At 69.1% G+C, this 24255-nt stretch carries 21 protein-coding genes, 1 pseudogene and 1 riboswitch; of the genes and pseudogenes, 16 read left to right on the forward strand and 6 right to left on the reverse strand.

Annotated features, from left to right (window positions below):
• Positions 1-80: 80 nt before the first annotated feature.
• On the reverse strand, positions 81-176 hold the full coding sequence (gene pqqA / locus MOQ72_RS24710) for a pyrroloquinoline quinone precursor peptide PqqA (protein ID WP_242188014.1): 96 nt from the start codon (positions 174-176) through the stop codon (positions 81-83).
• Between the two features lie 198 nt (positions 177-374).
• Complete coding sequence (gene fdhA / locus MOQ72_RS24715) at positions 375-1589, reverse strand: formaldehyde dehydrogenase, glutathione-independent (protein WP_242188015.1); 1215 nt, start codon at positions 1587-1589, stop codon at positions 375-377.
• A gap of 316 nt (positions 1590-1905) precedes the next feature.
• Between fdhA and MOQ72_RS24720 the strand changes: the two genes are divergently transcribed.
• Together MOQ72_RS24720 and lat are read left to right on the forward strand one after the other, a co-directional pair.
• Positions 1906-2775, forward strand: a complete 870-nt coding sequence (locus tag MOQ72_RS24720; RefSeq protein ID WP_242188016.1) for a spermidine synthase — start codon at positions 1906-1908, stop codon at positions 2773-2775.
• Positions 2776-2975: 200 nt separating this feature from the next.
• Positions 2976-4340, forward strand: coding sequence for an L-lysine 6-transaminase (gene lat / locus MOQ72_RS24725; RefSeq protein ID WP_242188017.1), 1365 nt, complete (start codon positions 2976-2978; stop codon positions 4338-4340).
• Between the two features lie 4 nt (positions 4341-4344).
• Here the strand turns inward: lat and MOQ72_RS24730 are convergent, their stop codons facing one another.
• Both MOQ72_RS24730 and MOQ72_RS24735 read right to left on the reverse strand, forming a co-directional pair.
• A complete protein-coding gene (locus MOQ72_RS24730; RefSeq protein WP_242188018.1) occupies positions 4345-4941 on the reverse strand; it encodes a response regulator transcription factor in 597 nt (198 codons plus the stop codon).
• Positions 4938-6125, reverse strand: a complete 1188-nt coding sequence (locus tag MOQ72_RS24735) for a sensor histidine kinase (protein ID WP_242188019.1) — start codon at positions 6123-6125, stop codon at positions 4938-4940. The genes MOQ72_RS24730 and MOQ72_RS24735 overlap by 4 nt, the downstream gene beginning before the upstream one ends.
• A 139-nt stretch (positions 6126-6264) precedes the next feature.
• Between MOQ72_RS24735 and MOQ72_RS24740 the strand changes: the two genes are divergently transcribed.
• The gene (locus MOQ72_RS24740; protein ID WP_242188020.1) at positions 6265-7164 is read left to right on the forward strand and encodes an ABC transporter ATP-binding protein; all 900 of its coding nucleotides are present in this window, start codon (positions 6265-6267) and stop codon (positions 7162-7164) included.
• The gene (locus MOQ72_RS24745) at positions 7161-7886 is read left to right on the forward strand and encodes an ABC transporter permease (RefSeq protein WP_242188021.1); all 726 of its coding nucleotides are present in this window, start codon (positions 7161-7163) and stop codon (positions 7884-7886) included. Before MOQ72_RS24740 ends, MOQ72_RS24745 begins: the two co-directional genes overlap by 4 nt.
• A 126-nt stretch (positions 7887-8012) precedes the next feature.
• Here the strand turns inward: MOQ72_RS24745 and MOQ72_RS24750 are convergent, their stop codons facing one another.
• Positions 8013-9587, reverse strand: coding sequence for a dolichyl-phosphate-mannose--protein mannosyltransferase (locus MOQ72_RS24750; RefSeq protein WP_372495532.1), 1575 nt, complete (start codon positions 9585-9587; stop codon positions 8013-8015).
• A gap of 110 nt (positions 9588-9697) precedes the next feature.
• Between MOQ72_RS24750 and rsmI the strand changes: the two genes are divergently transcribed.
• Together rsmI and MOQ72_RS24760 are read left to right on the forward strand one after the other, a co-directional pair.
• Positions 9698-10531 (forward strand): 16S rRNA (cytidine(1402)-2'-O)-methyltransferase, encoded by an 834-nt coding sequence (gene rsmI / locus MOQ72_RS24755; RefSeq protein WP_242188022.1) that lies wholly within the window; start codon positions 9698-9700, stop codon positions 10529-10531.
• Positions 10532-10676: 145 nt separating this feature from the next.
• The gene (locus MOQ72_RS24760) at positions 10677-11261 is read left to right on the forward strand and encodes a cysteine hydrolase family protein (protein WP_242188023.1); all 585 of its coding nucleotides are present in this window, start codon (positions 10677-10679) and stop codon (positions 11259-11261) included.
• Positions 11262-11640: 379 nt separating this feature from the next.
• On the opposite strand, the gene MOQ72_RS24765 is transcribed toward MOQ72_RS24760, so the two are convergent.
• Entirely contained in the window at positions 11641-12909 is a 1269-nt protein-coding gene (locus tag MOQ72_RS24765; RefSeq protein WP_242188024.1) for an aminodeoxychorismate synthase component I, read from the reverse strand.
• A gap of 235 nt (positions 12910-13144) precedes the next feature.
• Here MOQ72_RS24765 and MOQ72_RS24770 point away from each other — a divergent pair, with 235 nt between their 5' ends.
• The 10 genes and pseudogenes from MOQ72_RS24770 (at position 13145) to MOQ72_RS24810 (ending at position 24164) form a co-directional block, all read left to right on the forward strand.
• The gene (locus MOQ72_RS24770) at positions 13145-14170 is read left to right on the forward strand and encodes a glycoside hydrolase family 183 protein (RefSeq protein WP_242188025.1); all 1026 of its coding nucleotides are present in this window, start codon (positions 13145-13147) and stop codon (positions 14168-14170) included.
• Between the two features lie 518 nt (positions 14171-14688).
• Positions 14689-14736 (forward strand): annotated as a pseudogene (locus MOQ72_RS45265) (hypothetical protein); the annotation flags it as partial.
• Between the two features lie 76 nt (positions 14737-14812).
• A complete protein-coding gene (locus tag MOQ72_RS24775; protein WP_308197949.1) occupies positions 14813-15379 on the forward strand; it encodes a lipase family alpha/beta hydrolase in 567 nt (188 codons plus the stop codon).
• Positions 15380-15470: 91 nt separating this feature from the next.
• The gene (metG, locus tag MOQ72_RS24780; protein ID WP_242188026.1) at positions 15471-17264 is read left to right on the forward strand and encodes a methionine--tRNA ligase; all 1794 of its coding nucleotides are present in this window, start codon (positions 15471-15473) and stop codon (positions 17262-17264) included.
• Positions 17265-17335: 71 nt separating this feature from the next.
• Positions 17336-18169 carry a TatD family hydrolase gene (locus MOQ72_RS24785; protein ID WP_242188027.1) on the forward strand — a complete coding sequence of 278 codons (834 nt, stop codon included), beginning with the start codon at positions 17336-17338 and terminating at the stop codon, positions 18167-18169.
• A gap of 175 nt (positions 18170-18344) precedes the next feature.
• Positions 18345-18707: a transglycosylase family protein gene (locus MOQ72_RS24790; RefSeq protein ID WP_372495533.1), complete on the forward strand. Its 363-nt coding sequence runs from the start codon at positions 18345-18347 to the stop codon at positions 18705-18707.
• 575 nt (positions 18708-19282) lie between these two features.
• A complete protein-coding gene (locus MOQ72_RS24795) occupies positions 19283-20782 on the forward strand; it encodes a resuscitation-promoting factor (protein ID WP_242188028.1) in 1500 nt (499 codons plus the stop codon).
• A 304-nt stretch (positions 20783-21086) separates the two neighbouring features.
• Entirely contained in the window at positions 21087-21956 is an 870-nt protein-coding gene (gene rsmA, locus MOQ72_RS24800) for a 16S rRNA (adenine(1518)-N(6)/adenine(1519)-N(6))-dimethyltransferase RsmA (RefSeq protein WP_242188029.1), read from the forward strand.
• 175 nt (positions 21957-22131) lie between these two features.
• Positions 22132-22220: riboswitch (SAM riboswitch) on the forward strand.
• 244 nt (positions 22221-22464) lie between these two features.
• On the forward strand, positions 22465-23484 hold the full coding sequence (locus tag MOQ72_RS24805; RefSeq protein ID WP_242188030.1) for a methionine ABC transporter ATP-binding protein: 1020 nt from the start codon (positions 22465-22467) through the stop codon (positions 23482-23484).
• Positions 23481-24164 carry an ABC transporter permease subunit gene (locus MOQ72_RS24810; RefSeq protein ID WP_242188031.1) on the forward strand — a complete coding sequence of 228 codons (684 nt, stop codon included), beginning with the start codon at positions 23481-23483 and terminating at the stop codon, positions 24162-24164. The genes MOQ72_RS24805 and MOQ72_RS24810 overlap by 4 nt, the downstream gene beginning before the upstream one ends.
• The last annotated feature ends 91 nt before the right edge of the window (positions 24165-24255 follow it).

Raw genomic sequence — 24255 nt, forward strand, 5'->3', positions numbered from 1 at the left:
GGCGGCGAGTGATCGGCCAGGGGTCGTGCGTGCGCAACCGGGCTGGAGCCCGGCTACGCACTCACGACACCAGCGCCTTGTCAGTCCTCCAACTGCGCCACGTACATCGTCACCTCGGCCGCGCAGCCGAGCTCCTCGAACTCCGGGGTCTCCCACACTTCGAGTTGAGGCTCCATGGCTCTCACCTCCCTCCGCCGAACTCGATTCCGGCACGGACTGCCCCGTCCAGGGCCGATCGTCGTTCTCGGCGCACGGGTGCGCAGGGCTCGGTGACACGATCGCGTGGCGCCGAGCGTGCCGCGCGCACCGGAACACGAGTGGTGGTTCTCCGAGGGCTGCCCCTCGAACCCTCGGAGAACCACCGGTCCATCGCCCTACGCGGCGACGCTGCCGTGCGGGTCGATGACGTACTTCCTGGCTTCCCCGCGGTCGAACTCGGCGTAGCCCTGGGGCGCCTGATCCAAGCTGATGGTGGTGGCGTTGACCGCCTTGGCGATCTCGGCCTTGCCGGAGAGGATCATGTTCATCAGCTTCCGGTTGTACCGCTTGACCGGGCACTGACCCGTGGTGAAGGAGTGGGACTTGGCCCAACCGAGGCCCAGCCGCACACCGATCTGGCCGATCTTCGCGTTCTCGTCGATGCCGCCGGGATCGCCGGTCACGTAGAGGCCGGGAATGCCCAGCGAGGCGCCCGCCCGCGCGATGGCCATGACGTCGTTGAGCACGGTGGCTGGTGCCTCCGCGGCGTCCTTGCCGTGCCCGCGGGCCTCGAAACCGACCGCGTCGACGGCGGCGTCGACCTCCGGCTCACCCACGATGTCGGCGATGAGGTCGGGCAGCCCCTCGTCCTGAGCGAGGTTCACCGTCTCGCAGCCGAAGCTGCGGGCTTGCGCGAGGCGCTGCTCGTTCATGTCGCCCACGATCACGACGGAAGCGCCGAGCAGCTGTGCCGCGTGCGCGGCGGCCAGGCCGACCGGGCCCGCGCCAGCGACGTACACAGTGGACCCCGTGGTCACGCCAGCGGTGTAGGCGCCGTGATAACCCGTCGGGAAGATGTCCGACAGCATGGTGAGATCCAGGATCTTCTCCAGCGCCTGGTCGCGATCCGGGAACTTCAGCAGGTTGAAGTCCGCGTAGGGCACCATCACGTATTCGGCCTGCCCGCCGACCCAGCCACCCATGTCGACGTAGCCGTACGCGGCACCGGCGCGCGCTGGGTTGACGTTGAGGCAGATGCCGGTCTTGCCCTCGTCGCACATGCGGCAGCGACCGCAGGCGATGTTGAACGGCACCGAGCAGATGTCGCCGGGCTGGACGAAGAGCACGTCGTCGCCGACTTCGACGATCTCACCGGTGATCTCGTGCCCGAGGCTCTGCCCGACGGGCGCCGTGGTGCGCCCCCGGACCATGTGTTGATCACTGCCGCAGATGTTGGTCGTCACGAGTTTGAGGATCGCGGCGTGCGGCGCCTGCCGCTTGATGCCCAGGCCCCTGACCACGTCATCCGGCAGTTCCAGCTTGGGGTAGTCGATCGTTTCAACGGCGACCTTGCCCGGTCCCTTGTAAACGACTACGCGGTTTCCCGGCATAAGCTTCCCTTCCAATCCGCGTCGTTGCAGATGTGCGAGCGCCCTGCCGTGCTGCGCTATCGAATTACGCATATTGCGACAGTTGAATGCGGACCTTATTCGGTTGATCTTTCAAACAGCAAGGAAACTGTGCGGAACGGGAGCGGCCGGGCAACGAGCGGCGCCCACCGCACAACAACCGGTCAACGCCGCGAACGCGAAGCTGCTGAGACCAGGAGCCCGAGTCGATCGCGCCGGGCCTGAGATGCCGCTGAGCGGCGCGGCCAGAGTACTACAGTGCTGCCTGCGCCAAAGTTGGTCGTTGTGGGGTTGGCGGGTGGTTGGTTTGGATCGGCGGCGGATCGAGGCCGGTTGCCGGTTCGGGGTCGCTGAATTGATTCCCGATCGGCTTCGGGAACTCGGCTGGACCGTTGCGGTTGATGGCGTATCGCAGTCCTATGTGGATCTCGGGGATCCGACTTTCCTGAAGATGCCCTTCGCGGCTTGGATCGGTCAGCTGATCGACCGGCACTGGACGTCCGGCGCCCCGCTGTCGGCGCTGTTCGTCGGGGGCGCTGGTTGCACGCTGCCGCGTTACGTCGCCGCTACCCGGCCTGGTTCGGCGCAGACCGTCTACGAGCTCGACGGGCAGTTGGTCGACCTGGACCTGGTGCGTGAACATCTTGAACTCGACCGCGTTCCTGGGCTGCACGTCGCCCTGCGGGACGGTCGATCCGGTGTCGAAGGGGCTGCGGACGGCAGCGCCGACCTCGTGGTTTCGGATGTTTTCCAGGCTGGCGACGTCGTCACCGAACTGGCGGCCGTCGAGTTCTTGTCCGAGGTCGCTCGGGTGCTGCGCCCCGGTGGGCTCTACGCCGCCAACATGTGGGATGCCGCCGATCTCGGCTTCGCGCTGCGTGCGGTCGCTTCCGTCGCCGCGGTCTTCCCGCACGTCCTGGTCATCGCCCAGCCCGGCGTGCTGTTGCGCAGCCGTCCCGGCAACGTCGTGGTCGCCGCGTCCACCAGCAGTCTTCCGATGGCGGAGCTGGTCGAGTGGGGCGCGGTCGCGGAAACCCGCGTTTCCTGCTTGACGCCGACCCAGCTGGCCGCGGTCTGCGGAACGGCTGCTCCGTTGACCGAGGCCGATCCGCTGGCCAACCCCGTGCCGCCGGTGCACGGGTGGGGGTACGGATCCCGCTTCGCCTGACCTCGGCCAGCCCATCGGGGGTCCGGCGGCCGGGTGGTGAGTTCGTCGTGGTCGACCGCCGCCTGGGCACGGCAAAAGAAAATCTTTCGCTTTGACGTGGTGTTTACGGAAATATGTTGCTTATTGTCGGATCTCTGATGTAATTCTTCTTGACAAGGTGACTTGGAGTACCGCGCCTACACGGAGCCGGGAGGCCGAACATGACCGCTCAGCAGGAGACCGTTCGCGACGTGGCAACCGATGTCCCCACCCCGCGCGCCGCGGCGAGCGACGCCGTGACGGCGCTGCGGGAGCACGTGACCGGTGACCTGTTGGACATCGTGGTGGACCTCGCCGCAGGTGAAGGCTGCCGGATCCGCGACGTCCGCGACGGCACCGAATACCTCGACATGACCATGTTCTTCAGCTCGGCGCCGCTCGGGCACGGGCATCCGGGCCTGCGCACGCCCGACTTCGAGGCGGCACTGGTGCGCGCCGGGCGGATCAAGCCGTCCAACCCGGACTTCGCCACCGTCGAGCAGGCCCGCTTCGCCGAGACCTTCCGCCGCGTGGTCGGCGTACCGGACCTTCCGCTGCTGTTCTTCATCGACGGCGGCACGCTCGCGGTGGAGAACGCGCTGAAGGTCGCCTTCGACTGGAAGACGAAGGTCAACGCGCGCGCCGGGATCGCGGCGCGCGGTTCTCGCGTGCTGCACCTGGAACGCGCCTTCCACGGCCGCAGCGGCTACACGCTCTCGCTGACCAACACCGATCCGGCGAAGATCCGCGACTACCCGATGTTCGACTGGCCGCGCATTCCGAGCCCGGCGGTCGAACCGGGCGAGCGCTGGGATGTCACCGAACTGCTGCCGGAGGAAGTGGTTGCGCTCGACGCCGCCCGCGCCGCGCTGCGCAGGTACGGCCGGGAGATCGCCTGCTTCGTGTACGAGCCGATCCAGGGCGAGGGCGGCGATCGGCACCTGCGGCCCCGGTTCCTGCGGGCCGTGCAGGAACTCTGCCGGGAGCACGACGTGCTCACCGTCGCCGACGAGGTGCAGACCGGTGCGCTGACCGGGCAGCCCTGGGCGCACCAGGCGTTGGGCCTGGAGCCCGACCTGGTGGCGTTCGGCAAGCGCCTGCAGGTGTGCGGGGTGATGGGCGGGCGCCGGGTGCTGGAGGTCGCCGACAACGCCTTCCGCGAACCCAGCCGGATCAGCTCCACCTGGGGCGGCTCGCTGGTCGACATGGTGCGCGCGACCAGGATCCTGGAGGTCGTCGAGCGCGAGGACCTGTTCGAGCACAGCCGGTCGATGGGCGACCTGCTGCTGGGCGAGCTGCGCGACCTGGCGGTGGAATTCCCGGCGGTGATCCGCGCCCCGCGCGGCCGGGGCCTGATGTGCGCGATCACCTTCCACGACCCGGCCCAGCGGGACCGGGCGATCGCGATCGCCCGCGAGACCTACCGAACGCTGTTCCTGCCGTCCGGCCCGGACTCGCTGCGCTGCCGCCCACCCCTGTCGGTCCGCCCGGAGGAGATCGTCGACGCCGTCGCGGCGCTCCGCAAGACCCTCGCTGACCTGGGCTGACCCATCAGATCCAGCCTTCTTCCCAGGCGTGGCGGGCCGCTTCGTGGCGGGTTGCCACGCCGAGCTTGGTCATCGCCGACGACAGGTAGTTGCGGACCGTGCCCGGCGCCAGGTGCACTGCGGCGGCGATCGTGGCGATGGTGCCGCCGCGCAGGGTGTGGCTGAGCAGTTCGAGCTCCCGATCGGTGAGCGGGCAGCTGCCCCCGGTCAGCGCGCTGGCCGCGATCTCCGGGTCGATGTAGCGGCCACCGGCGTGCACGTCGCGCAGGATCGCGGCCAACCGGGACGCCGGGGTGGTCTTGGGCACGAAGCCGCGGATCCCGGCGGCCAGCGCCCGCTTCAACACCCCTGGGCGGGCATGCCGGGTGACCAGCACGATCGGTGTCTCCGGGCCGATGCGCTGGGCGGCCTGCACGCCGTCGAGCCCCGGCATCTCCAGGTCGAAGACCGCGATGTCCGGCTGGTGTTCGCGGACCGCTCGGATCGCGTCGTTGCCGTTGTCGCTCTGGGCGACGACGGTCAGGTCCGGCTCCAGATCGAGCAGCGCCGCCAGCGCTCCTCGGATCAGGTCTTCGTCGTCGGCCAGCACCACTCGGATCACGGCGTCCTCCCGGGTTCCTCAGCGGATCCGCGCAGCTCGAACCGATCATCGACCCGGTCCGTGTCGACCCACCCGCCCAGCGTGCCGAACCGCTGCCGCAGCCCGTCGATGCCGGACCCGCTGGCGCCGTTCGGCGGGTTCGCGCGGTCGTTGCGCAACACGACGAGCGTGCGGGAGCCGTCGACGCAAATGCTGAGCTCGCACCGTTCGGCGTGGGAATGCCGCAGGATGTTCGTCGTGCCCTCGCGCACCAGCGCGCCGAACAGCGGTTGCAGCGGCGGCGGAACCCGCGTCGCATCACCGTCCACTGTGGTCTGGATGCCAGCCGCTTCCAGGATTTCGCGGGCGTTGTCCAGTTCCGTGGTGAGGTTGCTGCGTCGATACCCCTGCACGACTTCGCGGGTGTCCTTGAGCGCGGTTCGGGCGAGTTCGGCCACCTCGGCGGCTTGCCTGCGGGCCGCGTCGTCGTCGGTGCCGACGAGCCGTTCGGCCAGTTCCGCCTTCAACGCGATCGCCTGCAGGTGGTGGCCCTGGATGTCGTGCAGATCGGCGGCGAACCGGAGGCGCTCCTTCGCGATGGCCAACTCGGCGCTCACCGCACGGGCGCGGTCCAGTTCGAGCACGATGTCCCAGAACCACGCGACCCCCACCATCAGGGAAACGATCACTCCGACGATGAGCATGATGTAGACACCGGTGTCCACAGCCAGCAGGGGATTGATCGGGGAGACCGCGACGGCTGCGGTCACGCCGGTCAGCCCCAGGACCCCGATCGTCATCGGCCAGCGCAACCGGCGCGGCGCGGCCGAGATGTGCGCCCCGGCCAGACCGCTGAGCAGCATCGCCCACGCCAGCCCGCTCTGGTCGCGGAGCAGCGCGTAGACCATGGCACCGAGCGACAGCACGAAGACCACACCGTCGACCGCGGGTCGTTGCTCTCCACGACCGAGGCCCTTCATCAGGCTGGCGCACAGCCGGGTGCCGTGGACCGCGATCACCAGCACGATCACCGACAGCACCACGATCTCGACCGCGTTGTAGAAGCCCTGCAAGGCACCGAGAACCAGGTTCAGCACCGGGAACGCCGCGAAGACCGGCAGCGTCGGCACGATCGACCACCAGGTGTAGCGGCGCAGGTGCCGGATGCGGCGGGGGTCGAAGTCGCCCGCGTCGGTTTCGCTCACCCGTCCAGCATCCTGCATCCGCGGCGCGTGGACTGCTCAGTCGGCCATGACATCAGTCATCACTTTTCCTGACAGGACCCGTACTGGCCGCTGACGGAACGCTCTACCCACAGGTGTGTGGCCCGGCGAGCCTGGACGCATGACATCACCGGTGATCAGGGTGAGCGGGTTGCGCTGTCGCTACGGCGACTTCGAAGCGGTCCGCGGCATCGACTTCGAGGTGCGGCAGGGCGAACTGTTCGCGCTGCTGGGCACCAACGGCGCGGGCAAGACGACCGCGCTGGAGACCATCGAGGGGCATCGCGCACCGGCTGCCGGGGCGGTCCAGGTCTTCGGGCGGGATCCCCGGCAGGATCGCGCAGCGGTGCGCCGCCGGACCGGGATCATGTTGCAGGAAAGCGGGTTCGCCGGTGACCTGACGGTGCTCGAAACTGCGGAGCTGGCCAGCGCCATGCGGCACCGGAAGTCCGATGTGGACGCGACGCTGGCCGCTCTGGGACTGGCCCCGCGCCGTGCGGTGCGGGTCAAGCAGCTCTCCGGCGGTGAGCGGCGTCGGCTGGACCTCGCACTCGCCGTGCTCGGCGATCCGGAACTGCTGTTCCTCGACGAGCCGACCACCGGGATGGACCCGGAATCCCGCCGCGCCACCTGGGACCTGGTGCGCGGCTTGCTCGCTCGCGGTACGACGGTGCTGCTGACCACGCATTACCTCGAAGAGGCCGAACGGCTGGCGCACCGGCTGGCGATCATGCACCAGGGCCGCATCGCGGTGTCCGGCCGACTGGTCGACGTGCTGGCCAGCGAGCAGGCGCGGATCAGCTTCGACGCGGGGTGCCCGGTCCAGCTGCCGCCGCTAGCCGGAATGGCCAGAACCGCTGGCACCCGCGTCGAAATCCGCACGCCGGAGTTGCAGGGGGATCTGCACCTGCTGCTGCGGTGGGCCGACGCGCAGCGGCTGGAACTCGCCGGACTGCGCGCCCACCAGGCATCGCTCGACGACATCTTCCACGCCGTCCGCCAGGAGGTGACCACCCGATGAGCGGCGCAGTCCTCGCCCTGAGCCGGGCCGAAGCGAAGTTGTTGCTGCGCAACAAGACTGTCGCGACCAGCGCGACGTTGCTGCCGATGCTGATGGGCTTCTTCCTGGCGCATTCGGTGCCGGAGAACGCGGGCGCGCCGGTCTGGTCGACGACGCTTTCCTTGCAACTGCTGATGGTTCTCGGGTTCACGGTCTACTTCACGGTGACCGCGGCGTTGACCAGCCGCCGCGAAGACCTGTACCTGAAGCGATTGCGCAGCGGGGAGCCGTCGGAGTCGGCGATCCTGACCGGCCTGCTGGCTCCGGTGGTCGTCCTGGGCATCGTCCAGGCGGTCGCGGTGCTCGTGATCGCGGCAGTCCTGGGAGCACCAGTGGTGGCGAATCCGCTGCTGCTGGCGGTCGCGATGCTCGTCGGAACGGCGCTGTGCGTGGCGGCGGGCGCTGCGACGAGCGGCCGGACATCCACCGCGGAACAGGCGCAGATCACCACGCTGCCGTGGTTCTTCGTCCTGATCGGCGGCGCGATGTGGATGTCGATGAGCGCCGAGGTAACGCCGATCATGCTCGCCGTGCCGGGCGGCGCGTTCGCGGACCTGGTACGCCGCTCGATGTCGGGCGAGGACGCACTCGGCGCCCTCCCAGCCCTCGGTGCGCTGCTGGCTTGGACGGTACTGCTGACGATCCTGTCCCGAGCATGGTTCCGCTGGGAACCCCGCACTTGACGGCACCGCCGCGTCTTCGAGGTGAGGGGCACCCTTTACCAAGTAAGTTGGTAAAGGGTGCCCCTCACCCACCATTCCATCGGGTGATCCAGGAGGGCCGCGACCGACAACGAGTTCGGGAACGGGTCAGCGCCAGGACGGGAGCCAGAGTTCGGCTTGCCAGTGCTCCTGGGTGATCGGTTCGCCGTTGAGGATCGGCCACAGCCACACGAAGTTCGCCACCACGAGCCCCACGTACAGCGACACCGCGAGCAGCCCGGTTCGTCGCCGCTCGAAGTGGTCCCGCGCCGAACCGAGGACTTCGCCCAGCACCAGCACGATCCCCAGCACCAGGAACGGCGCCAGCGGCGTCGCGTAGAAGAAGTACATCTGCCGGTCCAGGTTGGTGAACCACGGCAGGTAACCCGCACCGTAACCGACCAGCACCGCGGCGTAGCGCCAGTCCATCCGGCTCGTGGTGCGCCAGACCGCCCATGCCGCGACCGGCAGCGCCAGCCACCACATCGCCGGGGTGCCGATCAACATCGTCGCCTCGATGCAGCTGGCCCGGCCGCAACCCGGCATTCCGGACTCGTAGTAGTAGAGCATCGGGCGCATGCCCATCGGCCACGCCCACGGCTTGGACTCCCACGGGTGCGGAACCTTCGGCGTCACCAGGTGGGTGTGGAAGTCCAGCACGTTGAGCTGGTAGTAGAGCATCGAGCGCAGCGCGTCCGGCAGGAACCCGAAGCCGATGTCGTCGGCGACCAGGGTGGCGTGCCGATCCGTGGCCGTCTCGCTGGCGAACCAGCCCGCCCAGGTCGCGAAGTACACCAGCAGCGGGAACACCAACAGCGCCCACAGCGCCGGAGCGGTGTCGCGCACCAGCGCGGCTCGCCACGGCCGCCGGACCCCGGCCGCCCGCCTGGCCAGCGCATCCCAGATCACGCTGAGCAGGCCGAACGCCATGATGTAGTAGATGCCGTTCCACTTGACGCCGCAGGCCAGTCCGATCATCAGCCCAGCGCCCAACCGCCACCAGCGGAAACCCAGCCGCGGCCCCCAACTGCTCGCGGCCAACCGCCCGTCCACGCAGACCTGCCACATCCGGGTGCGCACCTGATCGCGGTCGACCACCAGGCAGGCGAACGCGGCGAGCAGGAACATCGCCTGGAAGATGTCGAGCATCCCGACCCGCGACTGCACGTGGCTGACCCCGTCGCAGATCAGCAGCACGCCAGCGAGCGCACCCAGCAACGTCGATCGGGTCATGCGGCGGGCGATGCGGATGATCAGCAGCACCATCACCGTGCCGAACAGCGCGGCCAAGACGCGCCAACCCCACGGGTTGTAACCGAGCAGCCACTCGCCGATCGCGATCATCTGCTTGCCGACCGGCGGGTGCGCGACCAGTTCGTAGCCCGGGTTGTCCTCGTAGCCGCCGTTGCGCAGCATCTGCCACGCCTGCGGCACGTAGTGCTTCTCGTCGAAGACGGGAGTGCCCTCGTCGGTGGCGCGTCCGAGGTCCCACAGCCGCACGAGCCCCGCGACCAGCGTGATCGAGATGGTGACCAGCCAACTTCGCAGCCGATCAGTGGGCATCATCACGTCGAGCAGGGGGCGCGGATCGTGCTCGCCCGGCGGCCGGGCCGATGGCGTGCGGCCGACGTGGACGAGTTCGTCGCCGCTGCGGCCACCGGAGTTGGGGACGAGGACGCTCACAACCCCCGATCGTAGGAGACCGTCGGTGAGCCCGGCTGGCTAAGGTCGCGCGTTCACCTCCAGCCGGGCGGGCCGCACCCCAGCAGGAACCGGAAATACGCTGTGCAGCTATGGACACCGGCACGCTGCTGCTCGCCGCCACCCCGCTCGGCGACGCCCGCGACGCCTCGGCACGCCTGGTCGACGCCCTCGGCTCCGCCGACGTCATCGCCGCCGAGGACACCAGGCGGGTGCGTGCGCTGGCCAGCGCACTGGGCGTCACACCCGGCGGCAAGGTGGTCAGCTACTACGAGGCCGTCGAGTCGGCGCGGCTGCCGATGCTGCTGGATGCGCTGCGCGAAGGCCGCACCGTGCTGCTGGTCACCGATGCCGGGATGCCCAGCGTGTCCGACCCCGGATACCGACTGGTGTCGGCCTGCGTCGCGGAGCAGCTGCCGGTGACGTGCCTGCCCGGCCCATCCGCGGTCACCACGGCGCTGGCGGTGTCCGGGCTGCCGTCGGACCGGTTCTGCTTCGAGGGGTTTCCGCCGCGCAAGTCGGCGGAACGACGCCGCTGGCTCGGCCGACTCGTCGCCGAGGAGCGCACCTGCGTGTTCTTCGAAGCGCCGCACCGGTTGGCGGATGCCCTGGCCGACGCCGTCGAGGTGCTGGGCGGCCAGCGGCGAGCGGCGGTTTGCCGCGAGCTGACCAAGACGTACGAGGAGATCCGCCGCGGCAGCCTCGCGGAGCTCGCCGCCTGGGCCGCCGAAGGCGTGCGCGGCGAGATCACCGTGGTGCTCGGCGGAGCCGAGCCGGTGGCCATCGATCCAGCGGAGCTGGTGGCGCGAGTGGAGGAGCGCGCCGCCGAAGGCGTGCGGCTGAAGGACGCGGTAGCGGAGGTCGCGGAGCTCGCGGGCGTGCGGAAGAAGGAGCTCTACGACGCAGTCCTCGCCGCCCGCCGCTAGCGATGAGGACGGAGTGAAGGGCACCTTTGACCGAGTGCCGGTCTCAGGTGCCCTTCATTCCTCACCTGAACGGAGCTCCGTGGACGAGTGCTGAAGTTTTGGGAACTGGGTGTTCGGTGTTGGTGGGGTGCGGCAAGATCGCGGGATGCGTACTGCTGTTCTCGCCCTGCACTGGCAGGTCAACGTGATCCAGCCCGATGGTTTCTTCGGCGGCATGCTCGCCGAGCCGGTGGCGCGTAGTGGGGTGGTGGGACGTGCCGCGGCTTTTCACCGGGCGGCCGGGGACGCCGGGGCCGAGCTCGTGTTCACCCGGTTCGCAGTGCCGGTGGGGGAAGGTGCGCTGGTGCGCAACACCGAGTTCATGCGGGCCGTCGGCGATGCGCAGGAGTCCTTCCGGCCGGATGCGCCGGGCACCGCGCTGATCCGGGAGATGTCCGAATTGGACGGACGAACCGTGGACAACCAGAAGCTCTCCGGGCTGGCGGGCAACGATCTCGCGCCCGCGCTGACCGAACGCGGCACGGACACCCTGTTGATCACCGGTGTGGCCACCAACCTCACGGTCGAGCAGACCGCCCGGCACGCCACCGACCTGGGCTTCACGGTGCACGTGGTGAGCGACTGCGTCGCGGCGGCGGACGAAGCGGTGCACGCCGCGTCCCTGGCGAACCTCGACTTGGCGACGGCGGGCTGCGTCACCGCCGAACAGGCGCTGTCCCTGATCAGCTGAGCAAGCGGGATCGGGCGGCCATGCATGCCCGCGGACTCCGCTCGTTCTGCGGTGCGGATCTGGGGATTCCGCGCGAAATCGCCACGCTGTGGGAACTCGCGCGGATTGGGCATGTCGAGGGGGCCGTCAGGCAAGCGGCGTGAGCCGCTTCCTCCCACCCTCGCAGCTTGCGCCGCGGGTTCACGGTGGCCCACCCCTCTGGGGTTCTCCCCGCGAGGACAGCCCCGACGTGGTGTCGGCATACATGATGTCGGGGATCCCACACCGAGAAGACCTCTGAGGTTCCGCTACCCGCACCGCCACGCAAGCCAATCCGCGCACCCTCTTACTTGGTAAGAGGTGCCCTTCACCTCGAAACGCCACCACCGGCGCCGCGGGCTCATGCGTCGAGCAGTGACAGGATCGGGGCGGCCTTGGTGAGCACTTCCTGCCACTCCCGCTCCGGGCCGGAGTCCGCGGTGATCCCGCCGCCGACTCCCAGGTGCAGCACCCCGTCGGCGTATTCGAGAGTGCGGATGGCGACGTTGAGTTCCAGGCCCGCAACAGGGGAGACCATGCCGACCGCGCCGCAGTAGACCTCGCGCGGCTGCGATTCCAGTTCCGCGATCACTTCCAGCGCCCGAACCTTCGGCGCGCCGGTGACCGAGGCTGGCGGGAACGTCGCCGACAGCAGAGCCGAGTTCGACAGGTCCTCGGGGACCTCCGCCCGCACGTCCGAAACCAGGTGCCACACACCGGGATGCGGCTGCACGCCCAACAACCGGGGCACCGTCACCCCGCCGATCTCGGCAACCCGCCCGAGGTCGTTGCGCGCCATGTCCACGATCATCACGTTCTCCGCGATGTCCTTCGTGGACGATCGGAGCAGTTCGGCATTGCCGTCGTCGCGCGGGCCGCGGCGCGGCAGGGTCCCCTTGATCGGGCTGGAATGCACCACCCCACCCCGCCGGGCCAGGAACAACTCCGGCGACAACGACGCGACCGCACCCCACGCCCCGGCCACGTACGCCGCCCGCGCGGGCTGGAACCGCTCGCTACCGGCCGCGAACACCTCCAGCGGATCGCCCCGGAACGGCACCGTGAACCGGCTGCAGATGTTGGCCTGGAAGATCTCGCCTGCGGCGATCTCTTCCACGCATCCGCGCACGGCTTTGCCGTGCTGGTCGGCGTCCGGTCTGCCGACCGGCCCCGCCTCCCACGCCGCCTGCGGCGGATCGCCTGCGGCGACCACCTCGGCGAGCTCCGCGACCAATCCCGGTTCTGCGGCGCCCAGCGCCTCGAACCACCATTGCCCGCTCGCTTCGCGGCGCAGCAAGTGGTCGGCCCAACCCCAGGCCGCCGTTGGCAGCCGCCTGGGCTGGGCGTGCTGGCCAGGATCGGTGAGGCCGTAGCCGAGGTATCCGATCCAGCCGCCGCCTACCGGCCCCGGCTCCGCCGGGATCGGCGCCGTGTCCGCGGTGCTGAATGCCCGCTGCGGCGGGGTCGCGGTGATCCGCACCGATGGCGCGAGGACTGCGGAGCCGCCGAACCAGTCGCCGGTGAGCGCGGCGGGCGGCGGAAGGCCGCGCCGACGTGCGCGAGCCGCGAGGCAGCGCAGCACCTGCGCGGCGCTCGCGTCGCCGTCGATCGGACGGGTGAAAACCGGCACGCGGCCAGTATGACTGCGCCCGGCATCCGCCCCAGCACCCCGGATCAGAACCCGTGCCCCTCGCCACCCTGCTGGCGGCGCGGGCTGCACACCCCCGGCATGTTGGTCAAGGACAGGCGCGAAATCGCTTTCCGTACTGGGTGCACCCACGAGCCTGGGGCGAACGCTCGAACGCTGAACGTTCCGGGAATCCCGTTACCAGCTCGTCCGCCGGGACCTTCCGTACGGTGGCGGCATGGTGCATGTGGTCGGTGCGACGAGGCTCGCGAGGATCACCGGTGAGGAGTCCTGCAACCGCACAGCGAGCCGGTTCGGCGTCCATGCGACGGATCTCGGGATCATGTGGGACGACGGTCGGGGTGGTGTGCTCGCGGCGTTCGGCGACACCTACGGCGACGGGTGGGGCGGCCACGGCGCTGGACCCGCGCACGCCGACTGGCGGTACAACGTGATCGCGCGGTCCACCAACACCGATCTCGACGCCGGGCTGAAGTTCGACTCGGTGCTGCAACGCGAGGACGGCATGGCCGGGCAGGTGCTGCCCGGCGACCGCACCGGCGTCCCCGAGCACACCGTGATCCCTACCTCGGGAATCGCCGTGGGTGGCCGCAACTACCTGCACTACATGTCGGTCCGGCATTGGGGGGTGCCGGGCGTCTGGCACACCAACTACGGCGCGCTCGCGTTTTCCGACGACGGCGGGCGCACCTGGACGAAGTCGGCGACGGCGGTGTGGCCGAACCGGCGGCAGGGGTGGCTGAGCCGGTTCCGGCGGCGCGACCAGGGCGGACATCCATTCCAGATGATCGGTTTCGCGGGTGTGCTGGATGGTCGTGCGCACCTGCTCGGCACCCCGAGCGGGCGGTTCGGTGCCGGGCACCTCGCCCGCGTCGGCGCTGACGACCTGCTCGAACCGGCGGCGTACGAGTACTGGACCGGGTCCGGCTGGAGCGCGGATCCGTTCGCGGCCGCCCCGGTGCTGCCCGCGCCGGTGGCGGAGCTCTCGGTGCAGTACAACCGGTATTTCGACCGGTGGTTCGCAGTGCACCTCGACGAGCACCGCGCCGCGATCGTGCTGCGCACCGCACCGGAGCTCACCGGGCCGTGGACGGACGGCGAGGTCGTGGTGTCCGGCGCCGAATACCCGGCGCTCTACGGCGGATTCCAGCACCCGTGGGCGGCGGACCGACCGGCGATCTACTTCACGCTGACCCAGTGGGGCCCGTACAACGTCGACTTCTTCCGCGCCGACCTCGCCTGACCAGCCACCCGCTCCCAAACCCGCAACCGCGCAAACCGCCCTCTGCGGCACCGCAGGATGACGGGAACGGGGTGAGGGGCACCCTTCACCAACTTACTTGGTAAAGGGTGCCCCTCACCCCTCACCTGAATGGGGTTGTGAGTGCGTAAGTGGGCTCCAGCCCGGTTGAGGACTCACGACCCCGCACCGCCACCCGAGTCGAGCCGCGCGACCTCCCGACCGCTGGTTTCGCGATGCGGAACGGTGATGTCACCGCCGCGCTTGGGGGCTAGCCCGTCGGAATGAGGTTGTCGCCGGGGCCGTCATCTTGAATTCCGAGCCCGTTGTGTGTCGAAACACCGCGCAACGAGGTGGGGTGGGAAATGCGGATCAGAGGTGTCCTGGCTGCCCTGCTCGCGGTCGCCGCGGCGGCAACGCCCGCAACCGCCCAGTCCACGGCCGACGAACCCAGCGCGCCACCCGGCGTCAACGACTGGTAATGCCAACCGAACGCCGCACACCCGACGCCGGTGGTCCTGGTGCACGGCCTGGCCGAGGCCGCCGCCACCAACTGGGCTTACCTGGGCCCGGCCCTGGTCGACCAGGGCTACTGCGTGTTCGCGCTGACCTACGGCAGGCCGCCGGGCGTGCCCCCGCTCGCCGGTGGCTTTTCCCGCTGGAGGAAGCGCGCCCGAGCTGGCCGAGTTCGTCGACGAGGTGCTGGCGGCCACCGGCACCGACCGGATCGACCTGGTCGGCCATTCCGAAGGCACCGTGATGCCGCAGTACTACCTGAAGTTCCTCGGCGGCGCCGCCAAGGTGCACCGCTACGTCGCGCTCACCCCGCTCTACGACGGCAGCACCGTGCAGAACACCACGGAGCTCCTCGACAGGCTCGGTGAGGAGCTCCCGATCGTCGGCGGCATCGCCGACGAGCTGTGCGGTTCGTGCCGAGAATTCTTCAAGGGCTCCGAGTTCCTGACCAAGCTCAACGCGGGCGGTGCCGCGGTGCCGGGTATCGAGTGCACGACGATCATGACGAAGTACGACCAGGTGGTCACCCCGTGCACCAGCGGCTACCTGGACGCGCCGAACGCGACCAACATCGTCCTGCAGGACGTCTGCCCGGCGGACTTCGTCGAACACGTCGCGGTGGCCTTCAACCCGCACGTCCGGCAAATGGTGCTCAACGCCCTGGACCCGGCCAACGCCCAGCCCGTGCGGTGCTGATCAGCGGCAGTGGGTGATCGCGACGCGATCACCCACTGCCAAACCAGAACCCGTTCGAGATCATGCCCTCTCGAAACGTACGCTAAACAACATGAGTGCCTCTGTGTTGACCGCTGTGGCCTGGCCCTACGCCAACGGTCCGCGGCACATCGGCCACGTTTCCGGCTTCGGTGTGCCCTCGGACGTCTTCTCGCGCTACCAGCGAATGGCGGGCAACAACGTGCTCATGGTGTCCGGCACCGACGAACACGGCACCCCGATCTCGGTGCAGGCCGAGAAGGAGGGACTGACCACCCGGCAACTGGTGGACAAGTACAACCAGGTGATCGCCGAGGACCTGCAGGGCCTCGGCCTGTCCTACGACCTGTTCACCCGCACGACGACGGGCAACCACTACGAAGTCGTGCAGCAGATCTTCCTGGCGCTGTACCGCAACGGCTACGTCATGCCGAAGACCACCACCGGCGCGATCAGCCCGTCCACCGGCCGCACGCTGCCCGACCGCTACATCGAGGGCACCTGCCCGATCTGCGGTTACGACGGCGCGCGCGGCGACCAGTGCGACAACTGCGGCAACCAGCTCGACCCGGCCGACCTGATCAACCCGGTGTCCCGGATCAACGGTGAGAAGCCGGATTTCGTCGAGACCGAGCACCTGTTCCTGGATCTGCCCGGGTTCACCGAGTCGCTGGGCAAGTGGCTGTCCACCCGCACCGACTGGCGGCCCAACGTCCTGAAGTTCGCCCAGAACCTGGTCGATGACATGCGGCCGCGGGCGATCAGCCGGGATCTGGACTGGGGCGTGCCGATTCCGCTGGACGGCTGGCGCGACCAGCCGATGAAGCGGTTCTACGTCTGGTTCGACGCGGTGATCGGCTACTTCTCCGCCAGCGTCGAGTGGGCTCGCCGGATCGGACAGCCGGACGCCTGGCAGCGGTGGTGGACCGACCCGGCCGCCCAGGGCTACTACTTCATGGGCAAGGACAACATCACCTTCCACGCCCAGATCTGGCCCGCGCTCCTGATGGGCCACAACGGCCAGGGCGACCGGGGCGGCGAGGTCGGCCCGTACGGTGTGCTGAACCTGCCTGACGAGATCGTCTCCAGCGAGTTCCTGACCATGAGCGGGTCGAAGTTCTCCACCTCCCGCGGCACGGTGATCTACGTGCGGGACTTCCTGCGCGAGTTCGGCCCGGACACCCTGCGGTACTTCATCTCGGTTGCCGGTCCGGAGAACCAGGACACCGACTTCACCTGGGACGAGTTCGTCCGCCGCACCAACTTCGAGCTGGCCAACGAGTGGGGCAACCTGGTCAACCGCTCCATCGCGATGGCGGCGAAGAACAACGGCGCGGTGCCTGCGCCAACTGCGCCGCAGGCCGCCGACGAAGAGCTGAAGGCGTTGTCCCGCAACGCCTTCGACACGGTCGGTGGGCACTTGCAGCGCTCCCGCTTCAAGGCGGCTGCGCAGGAGGCGATGCGGGTGGTCTCGGCGGCCAACAAGTACCTGTCCGACCAGGAGCCCTGGAAGCTCAAGGACGACCCGGACCGCCGCGACGCCGTGCTGCACACGGCGCTGCAGGTCGTCTCCGACGCCAACACGCTGCTCACACCGTTCCTGCCGCACTCGGCGCAGCAGGTGCACGAATTGCTGGGCGGCACCGGGGTCTGGGCGGCCCAGCCGGAGATCCGCGAGGTGTCCGACCTGGACGACGCGAGCAGCTCCTACCCGGTTCTGATGGGCGACTACGCCGCCGAGCAGGCGAAGTGGCGGTCGACCGAGATCGAGGTGGGGCGGCCGCTGCAGAAGCCGACGCCGCTGTTCGCCAAGCTGGACCCGAAGCTCGGCGAGACTGGCCCCGAGTGGGCCCCGATCGTGGACTGATTCGCGAGGTGAGGGGCACCCGTGACCAAGTAACTGGGTCACGGGTGCCCTTCACCCGTGTTGGAGGTGCGATGAGCAAGCGCGACAAGAAGCGGGAGCTGCCGCCGGTACCGGAGGCGCTGCCCGCCCCGGCCGTGGACGCGCACACCCACCTCGACGCCTGCGGCGCGAAGACGCCGGAAGACGTGCGCGCGATGGTGGATCGGGCGCAAGCCGCCGGAGTGGGCCGAGTGGTCACCGTCGCCGACGACATCACCGCCGCGCAGTGGGCGGTCGAGGCGTCCACTTGGGACGACCGGGTGTTCGCCGCGGTCGCGTTGCACCCCACCAGGGCCAAGGACTTCGACGACGCCGACCGCCAGGTGCTGGCGCGGCTCGCCGAGCACCCGAGGGTGGTCGCGGTCGGGGAGACCGGGCTGGACTACTACTGGGACTTCTCGCCGCCGCAGCCCCAGCAGGAGGCGTTCCGCTGGCACATCGACCTGGCCAAGCGCTGCGGCAAACCGCTGATGATCCACGACCGCGACGCGCACCAGGACATCCTGCGCATCCTGGCCGAGGAAGGCGCCCCGGAGACGGTTGTCCTGCACTGCTTTTCCGGGGATGCGGACTTCGCGCGCGCCTGCGTGGACGCCGGATACGTGCTCTCCTTCGCCGGAACGGTGACCTTCCGCAATGCCAAGGAGCTCCGGGATGCCGCGCGGCTGGTACCGGTGGAACAACTGGTGGTGGAGACCGACGCGCCGTTCCTGACCCCGCACCCGTTCCGGGGACGTCCGAATGAGCCGTATTGCGCCAATTACACCCTTCGGGATCTTGCTGAACTCCGTGGGATGACGCTCGAAGAACTCGTGGTAGCGACCACTGCCACGGCCGAGCGAGTGTTCGGTCTCGATCAGGCGTAATCCAACCTGCCCACTTCTTACCCCTCGCTTTTTGATATTGGGCCCTCGATCAGGTCCGCTTGCAGTCCACGACGCCGCACCTACCGTCCACTGTGGAAGCCGGGATGGGGACACCCCGAACTCCGCCCGTTGGACGGAGGTCCGCCTGCCCGGAGGTTCGGCAGTCAGGATTGCCATGAAGTTCAGTTGTTTCGCGAAAGCGGCCGTGGTGGCGACCATCGCGCTCTGCGGCAGTGCGCCGATGGCGGCGGCGTCCCCGAGCGCCGGAGAACCGCCGATCCCGCGCAGCAACGTGTGGGACCTGCTCGCGAGGTGCGAGTCCGGCGGGAACTGGGCGGCGAACACCGGCAACGGCTACTACGGCGGCCTGCAGTTCAGCCGAGGCACCTGGGCCGCCCACGGCGGTGAGCAGTTCTCGCGGTATCCGCACCGGGCGTCGCGCGAACAGCAGATCGTCATCGCCGAGGCATTGCGCGCCGACCAGGGCGGTTACGGCGCCTGGCCAGCATGCGCGCGGAAGCTGGGATTGCCGCGGTGAGGTGACCAAGTCGTTCCGGGGATGCTGATCCCACGGGCGAGGGGAGGACGGGTCCGGCCCGAGCGCGCGGTTTGCTCGGGTCGGACCCGCGTTTCGGGTGACGTCGATCATGAACGCGGACGGTGTCCGCGACGTGTGATATGTCACCAAAAAGCTAGATCGCCCTGTTAACGGGCCGTTCTCGCTACCCCCGAATGGACCAAAACGCGGCAATCTAGCTACTGATCGTGGTCAGTTGCCCGGCAAATCGGCGTAACTGAGATCACAAGCTGGATCCGGGTGCTTGGCTGCATCCGTTGATCACGCTAGAGTCTCGGCCTCGTAACCGATGACAACCAGTCATGGGGAACGCCCGTTAGTCTCGCCGGTGTACGTCGGGGAAGCGGGCCACGAGCAACGGTGCTCGCGGTCGGCTAGGACTGCGCTTGGCTACGGGAGTCGGATACAGACACGAAGCACGAAGGTTGTGTGCCCGCAAGGAACTGGGGCGTTGCGCGACGACGTGGTCTCGCCCAACACCACCGCGGTTCCGCACCACGCGAGCGCGACTTCCGCCTTCGGGAGGTAACGACCCTGTGAACGGACGTGGCGAGCCCAGCTACCCCGGTCATGCCTACCGGCAGACCGACGGCTACTGGGCCGATTCCTTCGACGCGGCAACGGACTGGTTCACCCCGGTGCAGGCGACCGAGCAGCACACCGCGGTCGGGCTCCTAGAACGCCCGGAACCGGGCTGGTACCCGGCCGAAGACCACCCCAGCTTTCCGCCCGGCGCGCTGCAGATCACCCCGGCGGACATCTACGAGGCGCTCGGCCCGCAAGCCGAGGACTTCCTCGCCACCAGCGAGATCGACGTCGACGAGGTCATCCGGCTGATCAACGCCGAGACCACGTTGCTGCCACCGCTGGTCATCCCGGACGTGCTGCCGGAGGCCCAGGAGCAGGACGTCCCGCCGCCCGAGGTCGTCGAGGCGATCACCACCTGGAAGCGGCGGTTCCTCAAGGGCGCGGTGGCCGGAGTGCTGCTCACCCTCACCGGCACCGGCGGCGCGGCCGCCGCGATGGACAAGTCGGTGACCGTCGAGGTCGACGGGCACGAGCGCACCGTCAGCACCTATGAAGGGACCGTCGGCGAAGTGCTCGCCGACGAAGGCATCACCGTCGGCCAACACGACGCGCTCAGCCCGACGCCGCAGGCCAAGGTCAGCCACGGCGACACCATCACCCTGGACCGCGGTCGGCTGTTGAAGCTCAACGTCGACGGCGAGCACCGCGAGGAGTGGGTCCGCTCGGTCACGGTGGACCAAGCGCTGCGCCAGCTCGGCGTGCCCGCCGACGGGGCCTGGGTCTCCGCCGACCGCAGCATGGCCGTGCCCGAGCAGGGCATGGAGCTGACCGTCAAGACCAGCAAGAACATCACCATCATCGATGGGACGAACGCGCCCCGGCAGCTGACCACCACCGCCGTCGACATCGACGAGCTGGTCAAGGAGCAGAACCTCCAGCTCGGCCCGGAGGACAAGGTCACGCTGGGTGGCGACCAGCGGCTGGTCAGCGGCGCCGAGGTGCACATCGAGCGCAACGGCACCACGGTGATCAACGTGACGATGCCGGTCGAGCCCCCGGTGCAGGAGATCGTTGACAACACGATGTTCAAGGGCGAGGAAAGGGTCGAGTTCCCAGGCGTGCCGGGGGAGAAGATCGTGGTCACCCGCATCACCACCCGCAACGGCGAGGAGACCGACCGGGTGGCCCTGCACGAGCGGATCATCAAGGACGCGCAGCCCAAGGTCGTGCGGGTCGGCGGCAAGCCGTCCCCGAACAGCGCGGTCTGGGACAAGCTGGCGCAGTGCGAGGCGACCGGGAACTGGGCGGCGAACACCGGCAACGGCTACTACGGCGGCCTGCAGTTCGACAAGTCGACGTGGAACGCCTTCGGCGGCGACGAGTACGCGCCGTACCCCCACCAGGCCAGCCGCGAGCAGCAGATCGCGGTCGCGGAGAAGGTCCGCGACGCCCGCGGCGGCAGCTACGGAGCCTGGCCAGCCTGCTCCAACAAACTCGGCCTCGGCTGACGCTTTCGGTGTTCCAGGCTCGTTTTGCGTGGCGGTGCAAGTAGCGGAACCTCAGAAGCCTTCTCGACTCCGGGATCCCCGACTGACGTATGTCCAATACGCGGCGTCGGGGCTGTCCTCGCGAGATAGCTCGGGGTGCGGGGTGTCCCGCAGGGCACTGTTGAGAACCCGCGGCGGTGTTGTTGGATGCGGCGGTGTTGTTGGATGGGGTGAGGGGCACCCTTTACCAAGTTAGTTGGTGAAGGGTGCCCCTCACCTCTCACCTGGTCGGGGGTTTGGGGTTGGGTGGGGGTAGGTTTTTGGGGTGGACGACCAGCAGGGGGCGTTGCTCGGGCCCGCCGAGGTGCGTCGGTTGGCCGAGGAACTCGACATTCGGCCTACCAAGAAGCTCGGGCAGAACTTCGTGCACGATCCGAACACCGTGCGCCGCATCGTGGCTTCGGCTTCGATCAGCCCGGACGACGTTGTGCTTGAGGTCGGTCCCGGACTGGGCTCGCTGACGCTCGCACTGCTGCCTGCCGCCGGAGCGGTGATCGCCGTCGAGATCGATCCGGTGCTCGCGGCGCGGCTGCCGCGCACCGCCGCCGAGTTCGCCCCGGCGTTGGCCGACCGGCTCACCGTGCTCGAAGCCGATGCTCTGCGGGTTCGCGCCGAGGAGTTCGCGAAGCCACCGACCGCGCTGGTCGCGAACCTGCCGTACAACGTGGCAGTACCCGTCGTGCTGCACCTGCTGGCCGAGCTGCCGAGCCTGGCGCACGGCCTGGTCATGGTGCAGTCCGAGGTCGCCGACCGGATGGCCGCCAAGCCGGGCAGCCGGGTTTACGGCGTGCCGAGCGCCAAGGCGGCGTGGTTCGCCGACGTGCGGCGTGCCGGTCCGGTGCCGCGCAAGGTGTTCTGGCCGGTGCCCAATGTGGACTCCGGGCTGGTTTCGTTCCAGCGCATCGCACCGCCGTCGGCGGTGTCGCGCCAGGAGGTCTTCCGCGTGGTGGACGCGGCGTTCGCCCAGCGGCGCAAGACGTTGCGCGCCGCGCTGTCCGGTTGGGCCGGTTCCGCGAGCCGGGCGGAGGCCGTTCTCCGAGCCGCGGGCGTCGATCCGGCCAGCAGGGGCGAACAGTTGGAGATCGGTGATTTCGCACGCATCGCCGAAGCGGCGGCTACCGAGAGCGGTCGCTGAACCACCCGTCCGGACGCTTGCCAACCTGAGCACTTCCATTACGCGGAGTCACGGGTAACACCTAGTGTGGCGGGAAAATTCCCGCTCGGCCGGGTGTGTGATTTGGCAAACGATTTCGGAAAGTGACGACTATCAACTTGCGCTGGAATCCGCCAGTGGGTTCTACTATCCGGGATATCCATCCCGAGCGGCCGAGAGACCTGGCTCCGCGAAGCCGCAGCAACCACCCGGTTGGGCAGGTGCTAACGCCAGGACCGATGGAGTTGTTGTGGATTCCAACGCGCTGTTAGCCAGCCCGCCCGCGGGGCAGACCCGAGCTCAGCTGGCCCGATCGAGGCGAAGCCACATCCGGAGGCTGCTCACGCAGCGCCGTGTCATCGACCACGGCCGCCGGACGACCACCGCCTGTCGTCGCGAGATGTGACCCAGCCCTTCCTCCCTTTCCGAAGTTCCTGGCCTGTTGCCGCTTCCGCGTGCGCGGCCGTCGCGAGCTGATGTGGAGCCGATCGTGATCACAGTCGAGAACCTGACCAAGTCCTTCCAACACAACGACGGAACCGTCCGCGCCCTCGACGGCGTGTCGATGGACGTCTCGGCCGGTGCGGTGTGCGGCGTGGTCGGCCCGAGCGGTGCTGGCAAGTCCACCCTGGCGCGTTGCATCGCGCTGCTGGAGAAGCCGGACTCCGGGTCCATCCGCGTCGACGGCACCGACCTGGTTTCCCTTGACGGCAAGGCGCTTCGCGCCGCCCGCCGACAGATCGGTGTGGTGCCGCAGGGCGATTCGCTGCTGCGGCAGCGCACCGCCGCGGGCAACATCGCGTTGCCGCTGGAAGCGGCGGGGTTGAACGGCCCGCAGCGGCGCAGCCGGGTGGGCGAACTGCTGGACCTCGTGGGCCTGACCGACAAGGCCGCCGTCTACCCCGACCAGCTCTCCGGTGGACAGCGCCAGCGGGTCGCGGTGGCCCGTGCGCTGGCCGCGAAGCCGTCGGTGCTGCTCGCCGACGAGCCGACCTCGGCGCTCGATCCGGGCACCACCGACTCGGTGCTCACGGTGCTGGACCGCGCCCGCGCCGAGCTCGGTGTCACCGTGCTGGTGGTCACCCACGACATGGCGGTGATCCGCCGGATCGCCGATGACGTCGCGGTGCTGGAGAACGGCCGGGTGGTGGAACACGGCAAGGTCCTCGACCTGGTCGCCGCGCCCGGTAGCCGGGTGGGCGCCACGCTGCTGCCCGACACCGACCAGGCCGAGCCGCTCAAGCCGACCGGTGGTCGGCACGACGTCGTCGCCGAGGTCGTGCTGGTCGGCTTCGCCGCGGTCGGCGCGCTGCTGCCGGAGGCCGCCAGCCGCTTCGGGGTCGAGCTGGCGATCCTGGGTGGCGGGCTGATCCGGCTCGGGGACACGCCGGTCGCCAAGTTCAGGGTCGGCCTGACCGGCGAGCGCGCCGAGGCGGCCCTGAAGTGGATGATCGAGCGGGATGCGCACGTGCGACGCGCTCCGGTGTGCGTTGACGGAGTTGCTGCGTGAGCGATGTGACCCCCTGGTCGGAGGTCTTCGAACTACTCGGTGAAGCAACGGTCGAAACGCTCTACATGGTGCTGGTCTCCACCCTGCTGGCGGTGCTCGGGGGTTTGCCGCTCGGGGTGTTGCTGCACCTCGCCTCGCCGGTCGGCCTGAACCCGAAACCCGCGCTGTACCGGGTGCTCGGGGTGGTCGTCGACGTGGTGCGGTCGGTGCCGTTCGTGGTGCTGCTGGTGGTGCTGGCCTCGTTCACCCGGCTGCTGATCGGCACCTCGATCGGCAGCACCGCGGTGATCGTGCCGTTGACCATCGGCGCCATCCCGTTCTTCGCCCGGTTGACGCAGAACGCGTTGCGCGAGGTCAGCTTCACCGTCGTGGAGGCGGCGATCACCACCGGATCTTCTCGGCTGCGGATCGTGTGGACGGTGCTGCTCGGTGAGGCCAGAGCCGCGCTGGTCGGCGCGGTCGGCGTCACCGCGGTGGCGCTGATCGGCTACGCCGCGATGGCCGGTGCGATCGGCGGCGGGGGCCTGGGCACCACCGCGATCCAGGACGGCTACCAGGGCTACGACGACCGGATCCTGTACGGGTCGGTGGTCGTGCTCGGGGTGCTGGCCTTCGCCATGCAGCTGATCACCGACGGCACCGCGAAGCTCGTCGACCGGCGGCGTAGCACCGCTGCATAACCCTCGTGAGTGCGCAACCGGGCTGCAACCCGGTTGCGCACTCACGACCGCTTCCTGCGCACTCACCACCCCGATCTGTCCAGAAAGGACA

This window comes from Saccharopolyspora soli (assembly GCF_022678645.1).
Lineage (GTDB): Bacteria > Actinomycetota > Actinomycetes > Mycobacteriales > Pseudonocardiaceae > Saccharopolyspora > Saccharopolyspora soli.